The sequence below is a fragment of the Bacillus sp. FJAT-53060 genome, assembly GCF_037104745.1.
Lineage (GTDB): Bacteria > Bacillota > Bacilli > Bacillales > Bacillaceae > Bacillus > Bacillus stratosphericus_B.
In genome coordinates, this window is the sequence record NZ_JBAWSW010000014.1 from 22,448 (window position 1) to 42,523 (window position 20,076).

Consider the following 20,076-nt stretch of genomic DNA (forward strand, 5'->3'; position numbering starts at 1 on the left):
TCCACATATCAAAAAAAGTTGTACGAAAACAAATGTTTTCCTACAACTTTTTTATTGTCTTCTTAGCTGTTAATCTTCGCAAGGATCGCATTCCACGCTTCATCTTTTCCCTTTTTAGTTTCTGAAGAGAAGAGGATTAATTCGTCTGATGGGTCAATGTCAAGCGTCTGTTTTACCACTTTCGCATGTTTTTCCCATTTGCCTTTTGGAATTTTATCCGCTTTTGTTGCGATGACGATCACAGGAATGCCGTAATATTTTAGGAATTCATACATGTTCACATCATCTACTGATGGTTTATGACGCAAATCCACAATTTGCAACACTGCTTTTAATTCTTCACGCATTGTAATATACGTTTCGATCATTCTTCCCCAAGCTTCACGCTCTGTTTTCGACACTTTGGCAAAGCCGTAGCCCGGAACGTCCACAAAGTGAAGCATATCATTAATAATGTAAAAATTAAGTGTCTGTGTCTTCCCTGGTTTAGAAGACGTACGCGCTAAGTTTTTACGATTAATTAATGAGTTAATGAACGAGGACTTCCCAACATTTGATCGTCCTGCAAGTGCGATTTCAGGCAGTCCCCCGCTTGGGTACTGCTCTGATTTCACCGCACTAATGACAATATCTGATTTTGTTACTTTCATGTTCCCTCTCCTACTAACGCTTTCTCTAGCACCTCATCTAAATGTGAAACCGGAATAAAAGTTAATCCTTCTCTCACACTTTCAGGAATATCATCAATATCCTTCTCGTTATCCTTTGGAAGAATAATGGTTTTCAGTCCTGCTCGATGGGCACCTAATGCTTTTTCTTTTAATCCGCCAATCGGAAGCACTCTTCCTCTTAACGTAATTTCTCCTGTCATGCCAACCTCTTTTGACACAAGACGTCCTGTGAGTGCTGATACAAGAGCAGTCGCAATGGTAATACCAGCTGATGGCCCGTCCTTTGGAACCGCACCCTCTGGAACATGGATATGAATATCATGCTTTTCATTAAAATGAGGATCAATGTTCAGTTCATCTGCTTTTGAACGGATATAACTGAATGCCGCCTGTGCAGATTCTCTCATGACATCACCAAGCTTACCGGTTAGCAAAAGCTTGCCTTTACCTGGCGAGAGTGAGACCTCAATGGATAAGGTGTCTCCGCCAACTGTGGTATACGCAAGTCCTGTGACAACGCCCACCTGATCTGCCGTTTCAGCCTGTCCATAACGGTAAAGTCTTTTACCGAGATATTCAGATAGGTTCTTTTCCGTCACCGTGATTCGTTTGCGGTCTTCAGCCACAATCGCTCTTGCTGCTTTTCGGCAAATCGCCGCAAGCTGACGTTCTAATCCGCGAACCCCTGCTTCTCTTGTGTAATAGCGAATCATATCGTAAATCGCTGCTTCACGAAGCTGTAAGTTCCCTTTCTTTAATCCGTGCTCCTTTAGCTGATTCGGCAGAAGATGTTCTTTCACAATTTCCGCTTTTTCAACCTCTGTATACCCTGCAATCGTGATAATTTCCATTCTATCACGAAGTGGACCCGGAATGGTTGCTAAATTGTTGGCAGTTGCGATAAATAACACTTGAGACAAATCAAATGTCTCTTCAATATAATGATCGCTAAAGTTATAATTTTGCTCTGGATCTAACACTTCAAGCATCGCAGATGACGGATCGCCTCTAAAGTCAGAAGACATCTTATCAATTTCATCTAAAAGAAACACCGGATTCATGGTACCCGCCTTACTCATCCCTCGAATGATACGGCCCGGCATTGCACCTACATAGGTTCTTCTATGACCACGAATCTCGGATTCATCACGCACACCACCAAGAGAGATACGAATAAACTTTCGATCCAGTGATTTTGCAATAGATTTTGCAAGTGACGTCTTCCCAACTCCAGGAGGTCCTGCCAAGCAAAGAATCGGTCCCTTCAATGAATTTGTTAGCTTCTGTACAGCAAGATATTCAAGCATACGTTCTTTGACTTTTTCCAACCCATGATGCTCATCATCTAAAATTTTGCTTGCAAGCTTTAAGTCTAGACGATCTTCCGTATAAATACCCCACGGTAAATGGATTAGCCAATCAATATAATTTCGAATCACAGAGCTCTCGGCAGAGCTTGAAGGGATTTTCTCATAACGGTTCAGTTCTTTTAATGCCGTTTCACGAACAGAATCCGGCATGCTGGACTCTTCAATTTTAGACATTAATGAACTGACTTCTCCTGTTTTCCCTTCTTTGTCTCCAAGCTCTTTTTGGATGGCTTTCATTTGTTCACGCAAATAATATTCTTTTTGCGTTCGTTCCATTGAACGTTTGACGCGCTGTCCGATTTTCTTTTCTATCTCCAGCACTTCTTTTTCATTGTGAATCAAGCTGATGACCCGGTTAAGCCGTTTTTTGACATCGACTGTTTCCAGTACTTCTTGTTTGTCCTTTAATTTGAGCGGGAGGTGAGAAGCGACGATATCTGCCATTCTTCCCGGTTCCTCAATATCCGTCACCGTTGCATATGTTTCAGCTGAAATTTTTTTTGAAATTTTTATGTACTGATCAAAGTGATCTAACAAAGTGCGCATGAGTGCTTCTGCTTCTGCGTCCTTTAATTCTTCTTCTGCCAACTCTTTAATCTTAACTGACGTATAGTCCTCTAGCTCCACGTATGATTCGATCTGTGCTCGATTTAATCCTTCAACAAGTACACGAATCGTTCCATTTGGCAGCTTCAGCATTTGTTTGATTTTTGTGTAGGTGCCGACTTTGAAAATTTCTTCTTGTCCTGGTTCATCTATTGAAATTTCCCGCTGTGTTGCTAAAAAAATCATATGATCGTTCATCATGGCCTGTTCTAATGCTTGAACAGACTTCTCACGTCCAACGTCCAAATGCAAGACCATTGTTGGATAAACAAGCAAACCTCGCAATGGAAGGAGCGGAACATTCTTTTTGATTTCATCTCCCATGTTGATTGACACCTCCGTCACTAGTATGAATCATTATAATATACCTGTTTCAGTCTTGTACAATGTAAAAGACTTGAGAAATGATGATCTTACCGTAGTATACCCTTTCTTTTTATCTTGAAAAAGAAAAAAAAGATCTATTTCACTAAAAAATCCCCATATTATGATGGGGATTAAACAGATTTTCTTTTCATTTCGTCTTCTAGTCCATCTTTCTTCTCGTCTGGTGGATTCACCAAACACTGATCCAGCACCTCTTGGAAGTGCTTCACAGGCACAATGGTGACGCCTTCAATCTCTTTTAGGATCGACTGCTGGTTGTCATAAGGAATGATTACTGTTTTGGCACCAGCTTGTTTGGCTGCCTTAATTTTCGGTATCACACCGCCGATCGGCTTCACTTGACCTTGCAATCCAATCTCACCCGTCATGGCTGTCAGATGATCGATCGGGATATGATGAATGGCAGAGAAAATGGCTGTTGCCATCGCTATCCCAGCAGACGGCCCATCAATAGGGGCACCGCTTGGAAAATTAATATGGATATCATATTCATTTGTCCGTATGCCTAAGTTTCTAAGCACTGTTAATGCATTTTCAACAGAGCCTTTGGCCATACTTTTACGTCTGATGGACTTAGACTGGTTACCAATGCTTTCTTCTTCTGCAATGCCAGTCATATTGATACTGCCTTTCTCAAGCGCCTTACATATATTCACTTCAATTTCAAGCAGGGCGCCGCTGTTCGGTCCATAAACGGCAAGACCATTCACTACCCCCACTTTTGACTTTTCCGCTACTTTTTGTTCATATCTTGGGGTCAGCTGGCTTGAATGAATGACCCATTCTACATCAGCTATCGTAATGTCTTTTCGGTTTTCAGTGACAGCCATGCCTGCCGCGATCTGCACCATATTGACTGCTTCACGTCCATTTTTTACATAGGAAGTTAACAGATTTAGCCCCTCGTCACTTAATTCTTTTTGAATTTTTTGGACAGCCTTAGCAGCAACTATTTTCAGCTCATGCTGATCAAGATCCTTAAAGAAAATTTCCAAACATCTTGATCTAATCGCTGGAGGGATTTCCTCTGGCGTTCTTGTGGTGGCTCCAATCAATCTAAAATCAGCCGGCAGCCCATTTTGGAAAATATCATGAATGTGATTCGGAATTTGGGTATTTTCCTCACTATAGTAGGCACTGTCTAAAAATACTTTCCGATCCTCGAGTACTTTTAGCATTTTATTCATTTGAATTGGATGCAGTTCACCAATTTCATCGATAAATAGAACCCCTCCATGAGCATGCGTGACGGCCCCCTGTTTTGGCTGCGGAATGCCTGCCTGTCCCATTGCCCCTGCTCCTTGATAAATCGGATCATGCACTGAACCAATTAAGGGGTCTGCAATGCCTCGTTCATCGAATCTCGCAGTTGTGGCATCAAGCTCTACGAACACAGCATCTTTCTTAAACGGTGAATCAGCGTGACGCTTCGCCTCTTCCATGACAAGACGGGCAGCGGCTGTTTTTCCAATTCCCGGCGGCCCGTAGACGATGACATGCTGTGGATTCGGTCCGCACAGGGCCGCTTTTAGTGCTCGAATGCCATCTTCTTGTCCTACAATATCTTGAAACTCCTTTGGCCGGACTTTCTCTGATAAAGGTTCACTCAGCTTGATCAAGCGCATCTTTCTGAGTGCTTCCATTTCTTTTTTTGATTCTTTGTCGATCGTCACCTTTTGTGTGCGCTGATTTCGCAGTAAGTTCCAAAAGTATAGCCCGATGACGATACCAAAGAACAGCTGAATAAATAGTACGATTCCTGTCCAGCTCAATCGGCTCCCTCCTTCATCAATCGTATGTATTGGTTTCTGTCTGCTAGTATTTCCTAGAGCTGGACGGAATAAACACGTCTTCCACGATAAATAAAAAACTCCTGAATCAAAAAGATTCAGGAGTAGTCACTTCTATTATGCAGATGTTTTTGTATCTTTATTAACGACTGTGCCGTCCTTCAAAACAAGACGAGGCGGCTCACCTTCAGCAACCGTTGTACCAGTGATGACACATTTTTCAATATCATCACGAGATGGAAGGTCAAACATCACATCAAGCATGATGCCTTCAATGATTGAACGAAGACCACGAGCTCCTGTTTTGCGCTCAATTGCTTTTTTCGCAATCTCGCTGAGAGCATCTTCTTCGAACTCAAGCTCCACATCGTCAAGCTCAAGTATTTTTGTATACTGCTTGACTAGCGCATTTTTAGGCTTCGTCAATATTTCAACAAGTGCTTTTTCATCTAACGGCTCTAAGCTTGCAATAACCGGTAGACGGCCGATGAATTCTGGAATTAAACCAAAGCGCAGCAAGTCTTCTGGCAGTACTTTTGATAGAAGGACTTCTTTTTCAAGGTCTTCAATTTTGTTTTCCGCACCGAATCCAATGACTTTTTGCCCTAGGCGGCGTTTGATGATTTGCTCAATTCCATCGAAGGCTCCACCACAAATGAAGAGGATATTTGTTGTATCAATTTGAATGAATTCTTGATGAGGGTGCTTACGTCCACCTTGAGGCGGTACACTAGCGACTGTTCCTTCAAGAATTTTCAAAAGGGCTTGCTGAACACCTTCCCCAGACACATCACGAGTGATAGAAGGGTTTTCTGATTTTCTTGCTACTTTATCGATCTCATCGATGTAGATAATGCCTTTCTCCGCTTTTTCTACATCATAGTCTGCAGCTTGGATGAGCTTAAGTAAAATATTCTCTACGTCTTCTCCAACATAACCTGCTTCAGTTAGTGATGTTGCATCTGCAATCGCAAATGGAACATTTAAAATACGGGCAAGTGTTTGAGCAAGTAATGTTTTACCGCTTCCTGTTGGTCCAATCATAGAAATGTTACTTTTCGAAAGCTCAACATCATCAATCTTGCTGTTAGAATTGATCCGTTTATAGTGGTTATAGACCGCTACAGCTAAGGATTTCTTCGCATTGTCTTGTCCGATGACATATTCATCAAGAATCTCCCGAATTTCATGAGGCTTCGGAACATCCTTGAATTCAACTTCTTCCTCAGTACCGAGCTCTTCTTCAACTATTTCCGTGCAAAGCTCGATACATTCATCACATATATATACGCCAGGTCCTGCGACCAGTTTACGCACTTGATCTTGCGTTTTTCCGCAAAACGAGCATTTCAATTGACCCTTTTCCTCGTTGAATTTAAACATTCTTTCACCCCTTATTCTTCTTCACTTCCCTGTAGCTAACAGTCAGCTACCTTTCTGGGTCCAGTATGTATGTATTTTACCATACTATCCCAAAAGACGGTAATAATGTGTTTCTAGCGCTGCACATTGAGATATGTATGACAGAAAGATGTGACTTACACTATCGTTTCCAAAAAAAGCAATGATAAGTCAAAAATTGTACAAAACAAGGCACGAGTCACTCGCGCCCTGTTTTATTATTATGCACCATATTAACGGTTTTCTACAAGAAAATCAATTGCTTTACGAACTTTTAGATCTCCTTTCATTGCGTCAGTAGATCCAATCGCTTGTTTGATATTTTCAACTGGCATGTTGTATTCTTCAGCCATTTTTGAAAGTTCTCCTTCCACTTCTTCGTCAGACACTTGTAACTCTTCTGCAGCAGCAATTGCTTCAAGAGTTAGATTAGATTTGATGCGTTTTGTAGCATCTTCTTTCATTTGCTCTTTAAGCGTATCTTCATCTTGTCCAGAGAATTGGAAGTAAAGCTCAAGGTTCATTCCTTGCATTTGAAGACGTTGTTCGAATTCTTTCATCATGCGGTCTAGTTCTGTGTCGACCATCGCTTGTGGGATGTCAGCTTCCGCATTTTCAGAAGCTTTCGCAACTAGCTCTTCACGAAGTTTTCCTTCTGCTTCGTTTTCTTTTGCTTCTTCAAGACGCTTCTTCGTTTTTTCAGTTAATTCATCAAGAGTTTCTACTTCTTCATCAACATCTTTAGCGAACTCATCGTCAAGTGCTGGAAGTTCTTTTGCTTTGATTTCATGAATTTTCACTTTGAATACTGCTGGTTTACCTGCAAGGTCTTCAGCATGGTATTCTTCTGGGAATGTCACTTCTACGTCTTTTTCAGCGCCAGCTTCAAGACCAACTAATTGCTCTTCGAAACCAGGGATGAATGAACCAGAACCTACTTCAAGAGAGTAGTTCTCAGCGTTTCCGCCTTCGAATACTTCTCCATCAACGAACCCTTCAAAATCAAGAACAACTGTATCCCCGTTTTCGATTGCGCCTTCTTCTTTGACAACAAGCTCAGCTTGACGATTTTGCATTGCTTTTAACTCTTCTTGTACATCTTCATCAGTGACCAATGTTTCGTCTTTTTCTACGTTTAGACCTTTGTAGTCACCAAGTTTCACTTCAGGCTTAACTGTTATTTTTGCAGTGAAGATTAAGCTTTCGCCTTTTTCGATTTTCTCAACATCGATTTCAGGGCGATCAACTGGCTCAATACCAGCTTCGTCGATTGCTTTTGGATATTCAACCGGAAGAAGAATGTCTAATGCATCTTGATAAAGAGATTCTACACCAAAGCGTTGCTCGAAAAGACCACGCGGTACTTTCCCTTTACGAAATCCAGGGATAGATACTTGCTTGACAACTTTCTTAAATGCATTATCAAGTGCTTTGTTAAATGTTTCAGCGTCAACTTCTACAGTTAAGATACCTTCGTTACCTTCTTGTTTTTCCCATTTTACTGACATGTGTGTTTCCCTCCAAAAATCTATTCAGATTGTGCGTTGTTACATTCTAAAGCATCTTAAAGACTTCGTCCAATCAAAAACCACGCACTCCGCTAAAGAATCGGTATTATGTATACAACATTTAACTTGATTATACATATCGTCTTTCAACCGTTGGAATCGTACAACTGCACTATATAAGCACAAATACAACCATTATATTATAACATAACAAGTCCGTCTTTCAACTAAATCGACAAATTACAAATAAGAAATTTCTTCAATATCTTTCAGCATTGTACAAGCTTCTCTCAACTCTCGTTCGTTAAAATCATACAATAGATGCACTTCTTCGAGGTCAATCTCGATCCCATGCATTTCATAGCCCACTTTATGTAGTGCCGCTGCCCAAAGATTCGGATCTGTGTATTTAGGAAGGAATGGGTAAAGCACAAATAAGTGCCTGCGCCATAACTCTTCCACCCCTTGATAAAGAGTTGGGTTTTCATTTCCAAGGGTGTCATCGAGCAAACGCAGTACCTGCTGAAGAAGCGGCACCTGCTCTGGCTTTACAGCCTCCGAAGGAACCAGCGTTAAAGAATCACCGAATTTTGTCACATGAACCGGCTTTGCCACATCATGATCTGATAGAAGCTGCAAGATCAATGATTTGACCAAAGGGTTTCCGTCAGGTTTCTGTAAGATCGTATTTAATAAACCCATGTGTGGTGAAATATTGCGGTCTTTCAATGAATGGATAAACTGCACCTGCTCTTCTGGCCGCTCTAGCATATCATCTATATTGATTTCATCGCTATCACTCTCGTCTTCGTCTAAAATCTGTTCTGGCGATTCAATCATCTTTCTGCTAAATTCGAGTAGCTTATAAAAATGCTCCGCGCTTTCGGCTGGAAGGTGATTCTCCTCGAGTACAGCCTCAATCGTTTGTTTGACTTCCTCATATTCTTTCAGTTGAATTAAGATGGTCATATATACTTGAAGCACTGTGAAATAGTGACCATATCCTTCATTTAACATCTTTACGCAAACACGCTTTGCATCCTGTAGCTCGCCTAGCTCTAGAAAACAAATTGCCATGCCGAGATGAATATCGGATTCTTCATCGTCATCATAAGATTTCGCTTCTGAAAATAAGTGAAGTGCCTCTTGATAATGTTTATCTTTTAATGCTGCCATTCCTTTTTCAATCAGTCTTTCTTTCAGACCAGGAAACAAAATGACATTATCTTTCTTCTTGTCATGTTTCATGCTTACGTTCCTTTCAGGCGCATATTTTTAATCAGTTTACCAACGAAGGTTAGTAAACACAAGTAACGAGAGGCTTTCATGCAAAAAAAAGAAACCGTCACAGCTCGGGCGGACGGCTTCTCGTTGTTTATGCACGCAGCCAGCTGCTGCGCTTTTCTTCAAATGCTTGAATGTCATCTTCTAGTAATAATGTTAATGAGATCTCATCATAGCCATTCAGGAGCATTTCTCTCCAATGAGGATCTACTTCAAAAGGGGTGATATTCCCATCTTGGTCTTGAATTTGCTGCTTTTCTAAATCAACCGTCATCTCATATCCTTTGTTCTCATATGACGAAACGAACGTTTTCCACACATCATAATCAAGACGGATTGGAAGCATTCCATTTTTAAAGCAGTTTTGATGAAAGATATCTGCAAATGATGGAGCGATGATAATTTTGAAACCATAATCATTAAGCGCCCAAGGCGCATGTTCCCTAGATGATCCGCAGCCAAAATTTTCTCCTGCGATCAAAATAGATGCTCCTTCATATATTGGATGATTCAGCTCAAAATCAGGATTTGGCCTTCCATACGCTAAATATCGCCAGTCAAAAAAGGCAAACTGGCCATATCCTGTTCGTTCAATTCTTTTCAAAAATTGCTTCGGAATAATTTGATCTGTATCTACATTAATACGGTTAAGCACAGCGGCTTTTCCTTTATGAGTGACTAAAGGCTCCATCTATGACAACTCCTTACACGACTGTTTTCTCTTGATTAAACTTCCTGACATCGACAAATCGGCCATGTATCGCAGCCATTGCAGCCATTGCCGGGCTGACAAGATGCGTTCTTGCCCCCTTCCCTTGACGCCCTTCAAAGTTACGGTTTGACGTAGACGCGCAGCGTTCGCCTTCTGGCACCACATCGTTGTTCATACTCAAACACATACTGCAGCCTGATTCTCTCCATTCAAAGCCTGCTTCAAGGAAAACTTCATGAAGACCTTCTTCTTCTGCTTGCAGTTTGACACTTTGAGAGCCAGGCACCACAATCGCTCTGACATGATCAGCTACTTTCTGTCCTTCAATTATAGAAGCTGCTTGACGTAAATCAGTCATTCTTGAGTTCGTACATGAGCCGATAAAGACATGCTCAATCGTAATGTCTTCAATACGCTGATGCGGATGAACCCCCATGTATTCGTAAGCATGGAGCGCTTCTTTTTGATCATCTTCTTGTTCAAAATCCTCAGGACCTGGGACCGATGCATCCACAGGCAAAACCATTCCTGGATTAATCCCCCATGTCACCATTGGTGAAATCTCATTTCCATCTAAAATAATGGTTTTATCATAGGTTGCACCAGGATCTGTTCTAAGTTCTTTCCATTCTTCAATGGCTGCTTCAAAATCTTCGCTCTGCGGCGCATATTTGCGTCCTCGACAATAGTCAAAGGTCACTTCGTCAGGTGCAATCAATCCTGCTCTTGCGCCTGCTTCAATCGACATATTACAAACGGTCATCCGCTCATCCATCGTCATGTTTCTGAATACTTCCCCAGTGTATTCAATGACATAACCTGAACCAAACTTCACGCCGTGTGCACCAATCACTGCTAAAATGACATCTTTGGCTGTTACCCCTTTTTGAAGCTTTCCGTCTACTCTAATTTCTAGTGTTTTCGGACGCTGCTGCCAAAGTGTTTGTGTGGAAAGTACATGTTCAACCTCACTTGTACCGATCCCGAAGGCAAGTGCGCCAAACGCGCCGTGCGTGGATGTATGACTATCTCCACAAACGATTGTTTTCCCCGGAAGTGTCAACCCAAGCTCTGGTCCAACGACATGGACAATTCCTTGGTCTACACTGTGAAGGTCAGCTAGACGGACCCCAAATTCAGCACAGTTGCGCTCTAGAGCACTGACTTGCTTCTTCGCAATCTCATCTTTGATCACAAATCGATTCACAGTCGGAATGTTGTGGTCCATCGTCGCAAATGTGTTTTGAGGTCTTCTCACCTTGCGTCCTTTTTGTCTTAATCCTTCAAATGCTTGAGGTGACGTCACTTCATGCACCAAGTGCAGATCAATATATAAAAGGTCTGGTTTTCCCTCGCCATTTTTGACAACATGCTGATCCCATATTTTTTCGATGATTGTTCGAGGCATAACCCTTTTTCCTCCCTCTACCTAATTCAACAAAATGTCTTTTTATACAATTGTTTTCGCACGTTGTTTGAGTGCGTCTACAACTACTTTCGTGATATCATCAGTCGTTTCATACGTTCCCTTTTTTGATGCTAGGTCCTTTGTTCGTTTGCCAGAGGCAAGAACGGCTTCCACAGCTTCTTCTATTGCAGCCGCTTCATCTTCTAATGCAAAGGATGTTCTAAGCAAGCTGGCTGCTGACAAAATGGTTGCCAGAGGGTTTGCGACATTTTGCCCCGCAATATCGGGTGCTGAACCATGAATTGGTTCATATAAATGAAGTCCTGTGCTTGATAGACTAGCAGATGGCAACATACCGAGTGAGCCAGTAATCATAGATGCTTCGTCACTTAAAATGTCGCCAAACATATTCTCTGTCACGATGACATCAAATTGAGCGGGCTTATAAATAAGCTGCATGGCGGCGTTATCTACGAGCATGTGCTCATATGCGACATCTGGATATTGGGATGCAACTTCTTCTACCGCTTCCCGCCATAGTTTACTAGAAGCGAGAACATTCGCTTTATCCACAGACGTTACTTTTTTCCGTCTCGTTAACGCCATGTCGAACGCTTCTTTTAATACACGAACAATCTCTTCCTTTGTATAAAGAAGCGTATCAACCGCAGCTTCTTTTCCTTCATCATCCGTATAGCGCTCACTTGGTTCACCAAAATAGAGGCCTCCTGTTAATTCACGAACAATGACGAAATCTACACCGCTAATGTGATCTTGTTTTAGGGGTGAAGCCTCGCTCAAGCTATCGAATACTTTGACAGGACGAATGTTTGCAAATAAGTCCAGCTGCTTGCGAATGGCAAGCAAGCCTTTTTCAGGGCGAAGTTCTGGGGGGTTTTGATCCCACTTCGGCCCGCCAACTGCTCCTAATAAAATCGCATCTGCGCTTTTGCACACTTCTACTGTTTCCTTAGGGAGCGGATTGTTTTTTTCGTCTATCGCTATACCGCCAATAAGGGCTGTTTCGAATTCAAATTCGTGTTGAAATTGAGCGGCTGTCTCTTGCAGGACAGCGACCGCTGATGTTAAGACTTCCGGTCCGATTCCATCGCCGGGCAAAAGTGCAATTTTCTTTTTCATGAGTACCTTCCTCCTTTCCTATGAGATGGCATGATGTTTCTCAATTTCTATTAGATTTGATTTAAAAATTAAATGCCTGTTCACTGCATTGACGTAAGCTTTAGCCGATGCTTCTAGCACATCTTGCGCTACACTGCGTCCTGCTGTTTCTTTTCCTTCTATTGAAACAGTGACATATACTTCCGCTAGCGCATCTCTGCCTTTTCCATTTGATTGAATACGGTAGTCTAGCAAATGAATTCTTTCCTCCATACAGCGCTCAAGCGTGTTGTACACAGCTTCTACACTGCCAGCACCTGTAGCTGCTTCTTGAATGACTTCCTGCGTTTCTTGATTTTTAAGAGAAACCGTCGCCGTTGGCATTTGTTCTGTCCCATAGTGGACTTGAAGGCTTTCAAATTCATAGCCGATTTTACGGTCTGCTACTTTTTCTTCTAATATAATAGAGATCAAATCATCATCCGTGATTTCCTTCTTCTTCTCTGTTAAGTTCTTGAATGTCTCGAAGAACTTATTGATTTCTTCTTCAGTTAGTTTAAAGCCTAGTGTTTTCAAGCGGTCTTTAAACGCATGTCTTCCGGAGTGTTTTCCAAGGACAAGCACATCTGTTGTGACACCAACAAGCTCTGGAGAAATAATTTCATAGGTTGTCTTTTCTTTGAGGAAACCATCTTGGTGAATACCTGATTCATGTGCAAAAGCGTTGTTTCCGACGACTGCTTTATTGCGCGGGACAATCATACCTGAGTATTTGCTCACTATATCACTTGTACGCTTAATTTCATTCAATTGAATCGTTGATTCGACCTGATAAAAATCTTTTCGAATATGAAGGGCAACAGCAATTTCTTCTAAAGCAGCATTCCCTGCGCGTTCTCCAATACCATTGACAGCTGTTTCGATTTGATCTGCTCCATTTTCGATTGCTGCAAGTGAGTTTGCGACAGCCATGCCAAGGTCATCGTGGCAGTGCGCCGACAAATTCACGCGATCGATATTTGGAACGTGTTCCTTCATATATTTAAAGATATTTCCGTACTCTTTTGGCGCTAGGTATCCAACTGTATCAGGTAAATTAATGACACTTGCCCCAGCGTCAATGACTTTCTCTACAATTTCTGCTAAGAAAGCAAGATCTGTACGGCACGCATCTTCTGCTGACCACTGAACAACTGGAAAGCGTTCTTTTGCGTATTTCACCATTGAGACAGCCTGTTCTACAACTTCCTCACGTGTTTTCTTTAGTTTATGATTAAGGTGAATGTCAGAAGTCGCAATAAAGACGTGAATTCTTGGTTTAGCCCCATCCTTTAATGCGTCCCACGCAGCATCAATGTCACCTTTCACACATCGTGCAAGACCTGCAACTGAACAGTTTTTGATGGTTCTTGCAATTTCTTGTACGCCTAAGAAATCCCCTCGGGATGAAGCGGGAAAACCCGCTTCAATGATATTAACCCCAAGGCGCTCAAGCTGTTTTGCAATGATTAGCTTTTCTTGTGCATTTAAGTTCACTCCTGGTGATTGCTCTCCATCTCGAAGTGTTGTGTCAAAAAAATTAATTTTCCGCACCGACGCTCACCGCTTCCTTTTTCTTTCCTTGTTTGACGAAAGGCATCATTTCACGAAGCTTTCTTCCAACGATTTCAATTTGGTGCTCACTTTCACTTGCATTGATGGCGTTGAAGCGTGGACGATTCACTTGGTTTTCAACAATCCATTCTTTTGCAAATGTTCCATTTTGAATGTCAGTCAAGACTGCTTTCATTGATTCTTTTACTTTTTCATCCACAATGCGTGGTCCTGATACGAAGTCACCCCATTGTGCAGTATCAGAGATTGAATATCTCATGCCTTCTAGTCCTTCTTCATACATAAGGTCAACGATCAGCTTTAGCTCATGTAAACACTCGAAGTATGCAAGCTCTGGCTGATAACCAGCTTCTGTTAATGTCTCGAATCCTGCTTTCACTAATGAAGTAAGACCTCCACAAAGAACTGCTTGCTCTCCGAATAGATCCGTTTCTGTTTCTTCTTTAAATGTCGTTTCAAGTACGCCAGCTCTTGCTCCGCCAATTGCTTTCGCATAAGCAAGTGCTTTGTCTTTCGCTTGACCAGATACATCTTGGTAGATGGCAAATAGTGCAGGTACACCAGCGCCTTGCTCATATGTTCTTCTCACAAGATGTCCTGGACCTTTTGGAGCAACAAGATATACATCTACGTCACTTGGAGGAACAATTTGATGAAAATGGACGTTAAATCCGTGTGCGAATACAAGTGAGTTGCCTGCTTCTAATTGATCTTTGATTTCTTCGTCATATACTTTCTTTTGCTGCTCATCTGGAAGTAATACCATGACGACGTCTGCTTGTGCTGCAGCTTCTTTTACTGTGAAAACTTGATGGCCGTCTGCTTGTGCTTTTGTATAAGATCCACCTTTTCTCACACCGACAATGACATCTAAGCCGCTTTCTTTTAAATTCAGTGCATGTGCATGACCTTGTGATCCGTAACCAATGATTGCAACCTTTTGACCATTTAATACGTTTTCTTGAATATCCCCGTTATAATATACTTTTACCATTTGACTCTCTCCTTTTGTTTAGACAATTGAAATTGTTTTATTTGTTTGCGGCTTTTGCTGATTATCTCTCGCAAAGGCCGTTGTGCCAGTTCTGGCGATTTCTTTAATGCCGTATGGCTTGAGTAATTCAATGAGTGCTTCAATTTTTGAAGACTCACCTGTCACCTGAATGACGACACTCTCTCTGCTCACATCTACAATAGAAGCTCTAAACGGTTCAATGACCCCTGTGATTTCCATTCTAGATGCTGGTGCAGAAACGACTTTTATCAAAGCCAGCTCTCGCTGAACGATTGATTGGTTTGTAATATCTGTTACTTTGAGGACATCAATTTGTTTGTTCAACTGTTTTGTCAGCTGTTCGATGTCTTTCTCTTGATCTACATGGACGACGAACGTGATGCGTGATACATCTTGAATCTCAGAATGGCCGACCGTAATGCTTTCAATGTTATAGTGTCTTTTTGTAAAAAGGCCTGTGATTCGGTTCAGTACGCCTGATCGATTTAATACAGTCAAAACAATTATGCTTTTCAAGGTTTCACCCCCACCATCTCATGAAGTCCTTTCCCCGGTGCTACCATCGGGAATACTTTTTCATCTCTTGCTACATTGACATCAATGAATACAGGCTCTCTAGAGGTTAGCGCTTCTTCAAGCTTTTCTTTCGCCTCTTCGTCTGATGAGATTCTGATCCCTTTAATGCCGTAAGATTCAGATAGTTTCACGAAGTCTGGCTGCTCTGAAAATTTAGAATGCGAGTAACGTTCTTCGTAGAAAATTTCTTGCCATTGTCTTACCATTCCAAGACTATGATTATTCAGAACAATCACTTTGACTGGAAGGTTCAGCTCACGGATAACGGCAAGTTCTTGTAAGGTCATTTGGAAGCCTCCGTCTCCTAATATCGCCACAACGGTTGCCTCTTGATCAGCTAGCTGTGCGCCAATGGCTGCGGGTAAACCAAAACCCATTGTGCCAAGCCCACCAGATGTCACCCACTTATCTGCATTTTCAAATGGGTAGAACTGAGCAGCCCACATTTGGTGCTGTCCGACATCTGTTGCCACAATAGCTTCACCTTTTGTGAAGTGATAAATGTATTCGATCAGCTTTTGAGGCTTAAAGCCTTCTTCTTCGTTTTCGACGTACCAGAGTGGATATTCTTCCTTCCACTGATTTAATTGGCTCTTCCACTCGTCTGATTCCCCTTGCTTCCCTTCTTGCTTGATCAGCTCTTCAAGCACTAGCTTACTGTCTCCTACAACTGGGATATGGGTGTGAATGTTCTTTCCGATTTCCGCTGGATCGATGTCAATATGAGCCACCTTCGCATGTTTCGCAAAATGATTGAGATTTCCTGTTACCCTGTCATCAAATCTAGCTCCAATTGAAATGAGCAGGTCACATTGATGAAGGGCCATGTTCGCCGCATATGTGCCGTGCATGCCAGCCATCCCAAGGAAAAGAGGATGCTTTGCTGGGAATCCGCCAAGTCCTAACAGCGTATGAGCTACCGGAATTTGCTGCTGCTCAGCATATTTTCTTAATTCTTCCGACGCTTTGCCATGAAGAACACCAGCTCCTGCTAGAATGACTGGTTTCTTTGCTCTGCTCACAGCTTCTACTAGTTTGCGAATTTGCAAATAGTTCGGCTCGATTTTTGGGTGATAGCCAGGTAAATCGATTGGCTGATCGTATTCAAACGTTCCTTCAATGCCCGCAACATCTTTTGGAATATCAATTAGGACTGGACCAGGCCTGCCTGTTGTTGCGATATGAAACGCCTCTTTAATGACACCTGGCAAATCTTCTGGATGTCTGACTTGATAGCTGTGCTTTGTAATCGGCATTGTGATGCCAAGCACATCTGCTTCTTGGAAAGCATCCGATCCAATAACCGAGGTTGCCACCTGCCCTGTAATTACGACAAGAGGCAGTGAATCAATCATCGCATCTGCAATTCCTGTGACAAGGTTTGTAGCGCCAGGTCCTGACGTTGCAATGACAACGCCCGGTTTACCAGATACTCTTGCGTACCCTTCTGCTGCATGAATGGCTCCTTGCTCATGCCTTGGCAGGACATGAAATAAACCAGAATCGTAAATTTTATCGTAGATCGGTAAAACTGCTCCGCCTGGATATCCGAAAATGACTTCTACTTTTTCTCTTTTGAGTGCTTCAATTAACATGAGTGCACCGTTCATTGTTTGTGGTGCTTTTGATTTTTCCATCTCCACTTGTACATTTGTCCCCATTTAATTTCCTCCTCTTTGTCTTACTTCAGTCAAGTCCTTTCAACCTTTTCTATTCAAGATCGAGATATGAGACCATATAAAAAAGCCTTCTCACCCCACAATGACACTACTTTTCACTAGGTCAAAGGGGCGAAAAAGCTTTGTTTTTCGCGGTACCACCCTTGTTCACGGCAAATCATGCTGCCGTCTCACGGACATCTTTCATCCATTTTGGTAACGAGTGAAACAATGTCACTCGACCTGCCCTACTATCATTTCAAGCAGACACTCAGAGGTGAGTTCACTTTAGAAAGTAACACCGGTTTCCAGCTAGCACCGGCTCTCTGTAGATACTGACTCTAAATCTACTAGTCCTCTTCAACGTTTATCAATATCTATTTAGCTTGCGTGAATGTTTTCATCTGTAAAGACTACTTTTTCTCCTTCTTCAACCACTCGCTTGCGGAATTGTTCAAGAAGTTTGTTTGTGTGAAACCCAGGTTTTCCTTCACCGATTGTACGGCCGTCAACCTTTACAACGGCAATGACTTCGGCAGCGGTTCCTGTCAGGAAGACCTCTTCTGCTGTATACACATCATGTCTTGTGAATGGCTCTTCTTTCACTTCGTAGCCTAAGTCTTCTGCAATCTCCATGATGGCATTTCGTGTAATGCCTTCAAGAGCGCCGATATAACCTGGCGGTGTATAAAACTTGCCTTTTTTATAAATAAACACGTTGTCCGCAGAACCTTCTGCCACGTACCCTTGATCGTTTAGCATCAGCGCTTCACTCACACCGGCCATATGGGCTTCGATCCGGACAAGAATATTATTCAAATAGTTTAATGATTTCACTTTTGGACTAAGTACATCAGGACGATTTCGTCTCGTCGGTACTGTCACAATATCAATACCCGTTTCATATAGGTGCTTTGGAAAGATGGCCAGCGGTTCTACAATAATCACTATGTTGGCTCTCCCGCAGTTGTTTGGATCTAAACCAAGATCACCTACTCCTCTTGAGACGACAATGCGGATATAGGCATCCTTTAGGTTGTTCCTTTCAACTGTATGAATCATTTTTTCCGTAAGTTCCTCAAGTGAATATGGAATGTTCAGCATAATGGACCTGGCGGAATCATATAGACGATCTAAATGCTCTTTCATTCGGAAGATATTTCCGTTATACACGCGGATTCCTTCGAAAACACCGTCACCATATAAGAAGCCATGATCATAAACTGAAATTTTCGCATCCTCTTTTTTCACGAGTTCATCGTTTAAAAAGATCCACTGTTCCTTTTGGTCTTCCATTTTCAGTGAGCACCCTCTCTTTCAAACAAAAAGTAGTTGACACTTTTTTGGAGTGTCTCACGCTTGCTCTGCGTGTTTGTTTAACTTTTGTTGAACCCATCTTACGCCGCTTTCCATACAGTGTCAACAGTATTTTTAAAATTATTAGACAATTTAGACTAATCAAAATAAAATGTATACGCTTACACCTTTGCTAGACAAGGAATGAAAAAACTTAAAATTTTTTGTATTTTTTCTTCAATTTATTTACTTTACATGAACGGTTTTCATTTGAACAAACTTTTGTGATACTTTATCAAATTCTTTTTGATGAACGTTGTCAGATTTCACCGCTTTTGTCCTTCGGTATGCCTTTCTAAAACGTTTTCCTATGAATTTATGATAGAATGAGAGCATCTTATAAAAGGAGGGCAATACATGGCTAACATCAGAGGTTATATCGGAACGTATACAAAGGGAGACAGTAAAGGAATCTATTCTTTTACATTAGATACGGACAAGCAGCAGATTGAACAAGTAGAAGTAGCTGCTGAACTTGAAAACCCAACATATTTAACAGTCTCAGACTCTCAAAAGTTTGTGTATGCTGTCGTGAAAAAAGGATCGCAGGGCGGTCTTGCTGCTTATCAAATTAATGCTGAAACCGGCGCCCTGAGTTTCATCAACCAAGAGCTTGCCGATGGGGCTTCTCCTTGTCACGTCAGCGTGGACAGTCAAACGAAAATAGCTTTTACAGCGAACTATCATAAAGGAACAGCTGAGATGTATGAAATCGACGCTGAAAACGGCTCAGTCATCCGCACGCTGTCACAGGCGCAGCATGAGGGTACTGGACCTAACAAAGACCGTCAGGAAAAACCGCACACTCACTTTATGGGTCTGACACCAGATGAAAAATTTGCAGTGGCTGTTGACCTTGGAACGGATGGCATTTATACGTATACGAGAGAAAGTGGCGAGCTAAAGCTTATTCATACATTTGAAACGAAACCAAGCAGCGGGCCTCGTCATATCACATTCCACCCAACGAAACCAGTGGCGTATGTGATGACAGAGATAAGTTCAGAGGTCATTGTGCTTCGTTATTTTGAAGATGGTCATTTCGAAGAAGTCCAAACCATCGCGACTATACCAAGTGATTTTACTGAGAACAATCAAGGGAGCGCAATTCATGTCTCTTCAGACGGAAAATTTGTTTATGCAGGAAATCGCGGACATGACAGCATCGCGATTTTTAAAACAGACGATGACGGCCAATTGAGTCTTGTCGACATTGCATCATCTGAAGGAAATTGGCCTAGAGACTTTGTGCTTGATCCAACAGAAGAATTCCTAATCGGATCAAATCAAGAATCTAGCAACCTTGTATTATACAAACGCGACAAGGAAACAGGAAGACTCACTGTCTTACAATCAGACATCACCGTTCCTCAGCCAGTTTGCGTGAAATTTTTAGGATAATCACAAAAGCCTCCGTTTTTGGAGGCTTTTCTTTATGCAGACGGCATACCGCCATACTCAAGCTTTGGATCAATCAAAGACGTATCAGTTTTTTCACCGAACCATTTTGACAATCTGTCTTTTGCTTTTCCTTTTACATCATCATCAGTTATACAAGACATTCACTCATTCGACAAACAAAAAGCAGCAGAAAGCCGCTG

Annotated in this window: 16 protein-coding genes and 1 other annotated feature; of the genes, 1 reads left to right on the forward strand and 15 read right to left on the reverse strand. The window is 42.0% G+C overall.

The window, feature by feature from the left end; all coding sequences use genetic code 11:
• Positions 1 to 62 precede the first annotated feature (62 nt).
• The 14 genes from yihA to ilvE form a co-directional block, all read right to left on the reverse strand.
• On the reverse strand, positions 63 to 650 hold the full coding sequence (gene yihA, locus WAX46_RS07380; protein ID WP_336493571.1) for a ribosome biogenesis GTP-binding protein YihA/YsxC: 588 nt from the start codon (positions 648 to 650) through the stop codon (positions 63 to 65).
• Positions 647 to 2,971 (reverse strand): endopeptidase La, encoded by a 2,325-nt coding sequence (lon, locus tag WAX46_RS07385; protein ID WP_336493572.1) that lies wholly within the window; start codon positions 2,969 to 2,971, stop codon positions 647 to 649. Before lon ends, yihA begins: the two co-directional genes overlap by 4 nt.
• Before the next feature lie 173 nt (positions 2,972 to 3,144).
• Positions 3,145 to 4,806: an ATP-dependent protease LonB gene (lonB, locus tag WAX46_RS07390; RefSeq protein WP_226568791.1), complete on the reverse strand. Its 1,662-nt coding sequence runs from the start codon at positions 4,804 to 4,806 to the stop codon at positions 3,145 to 3,147.
• A 135-nt stretch (positions 4,807 to 4,941) separates the two neighbouring features.
• Positions 4,942 to 6,207 (reverse strand): ATP-dependent protease ATP-binding subunit ClpX, encoded by a 1,266-nt coding sequence (gene clpX / locus WAX46_RS07395; protein ID WP_226568794.1) that lies wholly within the window; start codon positions 6,205 to 6,207, stop codon positions 4,942 to 4,944.
• A 251-nt stretch (positions 6,208 to 6,458) separates the two neighbouring features.
• Entirely contained in the window at positions 6,459 to 7,733 is a 1,275-nt protein-coding gene (gene tig / locus WAX46_RS07400; protein WP_226568796.1) for a trigger factor, read from the reverse strand.
• Between the two features lie 240 nt (positions 7,734 to 7,973).
• Positions 7,974 to 8,981: a DNA damage checkpoint antagonist DdcA gene (ddcA, locus tag WAX46_RS07405; protein ID WP_226568798.1), complete on the reverse strand. Its 1,008-nt coding sequence runs from the start codon at positions 8,979 to 8,981 to the stop codon at positions 7,974 to 7,976.
• A 127-nt stretch (positions 8,982 to 9,108) separates the two neighbouring features.
• A complete protein-coding gene (gene leuD / locus WAX46_RS07410) occupies positions 9,109 to 9,708 on the reverse strand; it encodes a 3-isopropylmalate dehydratase small subunit (protein ID WP_226568800.1) in 600 nt (199 codons plus the stop codon).
• 13 nt (positions 9,709 to 9,721) lie between these two features.
• Entirely contained in the window at positions 9,722 to 11,137 is a 1,416-nt protein-coding gene (leuC, locus tag WAX46_RS07415) for a 3-isopropylmalate dehydratase large subunit (RefSeq protein ID WP_226568802.1), read from the reverse strand.
• Positions 11,138 to 11,179: 42 nt separating this feature from the next.
• Complete coding sequence (leuB, locus tag WAX46_RS07420) at positions 11,180 to 12,277, reverse strand: 3-isopropylmalate dehydrogenase (RefSeq protein WP_226568805.1); 1,098 nt, start codon at positions 12,275 to 12,277, stop codon at positions 11,180 to 11,182.
• A gap of 18 nt (positions 12,278 to 12,295) precedes the next feature.
• Positions 12,296 to 13,849, reverse strand: coding sequence for a 2-isopropylmalate synthase (locus tag WAX46_RS07425; protein WP_226568807.1), 1,554 nt, complete (start codon positions 13,847 to 13,849; stop codon positions 12,296 to 12,298).
• On the reverse strand, positions 13,836 to 14,864 hold the full coding sequence (gene ilvC, locus WAX46_RS07430) for a ketol-acid reductoisomerase (protein WP_226568809.1): 1,029 nt from the start codon (positions 14,862 to 14,864) through the stop codon (positions 13,836 to 13,838). Before ilvC ends, WAX46_RS07425 begins: the two co-directional genes overlap by 14 nt.
• An 18-nt stretch (positions 14,865 to 14,882) precedes the next feature.
• The gene (ilvN, locus tag WAX46_RS07435) at positions 14,883 to 15,401 is read right to left on the reverse strand and encodes an acetolactate synthase small subunit (RefSeq protein ID WP_226568811.1); all 519 of its coding nucleotides are present in this window, start codon (positions 15,399 to 15,401) and stop codon (positions 14,883 to 14,885) included.
• A complete protein-coding gene (gene ilvB / locus WAX46_RS07440; protein ID WP_226568813.1) occupies positions 15,398 to 17,122 on the reverse strand; it encodes an acetolactate synthase large subunit in 1,725 nt (574 codons plus the stop codon). Before ilvB ends, ilvN begins: the two co-directional genes overlap by 4 nt.
• Positions 17,123 to 17,244: 122 nt before the next feature.
• Positions 17,245 to 17,492: a binding site (T-box leader), on the reverse strand.
• An 8-nt stretch (positions 17,493 to 17,500) separates the two neighbouring features.
• Positions 17,501 to 18,415, reverse strand: a complete 915-nt coding sequence (ilvE, locus tag WAX46_RS07445; protein ID WP_226568815.1) for a branched-chain-amino-acid transaminase — start codon at positions 18,413 to 18,415, stop codon at positions 17,501 to 17,503.
• 417 nt (positions 18,416 to 18,832) lie between these two features.
• Here ilvE and WAX46_RS07450 point away from each other — a divergent pair, with 417 nt between their 5' ends.
• Positions 18,833 to 19,876, forward strand: coding sequence for a lactonase family protein (locus WAX46_RS07450; protein WP_336493573.1), 1,044 nt, complete (start codon positions 18,833 to 18,835; stop codon positions 19,874 to 19,876).
• A 32-nt stretch (positions 19,877 to 19,908) separates the two neighbouring features.
• Here WAX46_RS07450 and WAX46_RS07455 read toward each other — a convergent pair whose 3' ends face one another.
• Positions 19,909 to 20,037, reverse strand: a complete 129-nt coding sequence (locus tag WAX46_RS07455; RefSeq protein WP_264188744.1) for a hypothetical protein — start codon at positions 20,035 to 20,037, stop codon at positions 19,909 to 19,911.
• Positions 20,038 to 20,076 lie beyond the last annotated feature (39 nt).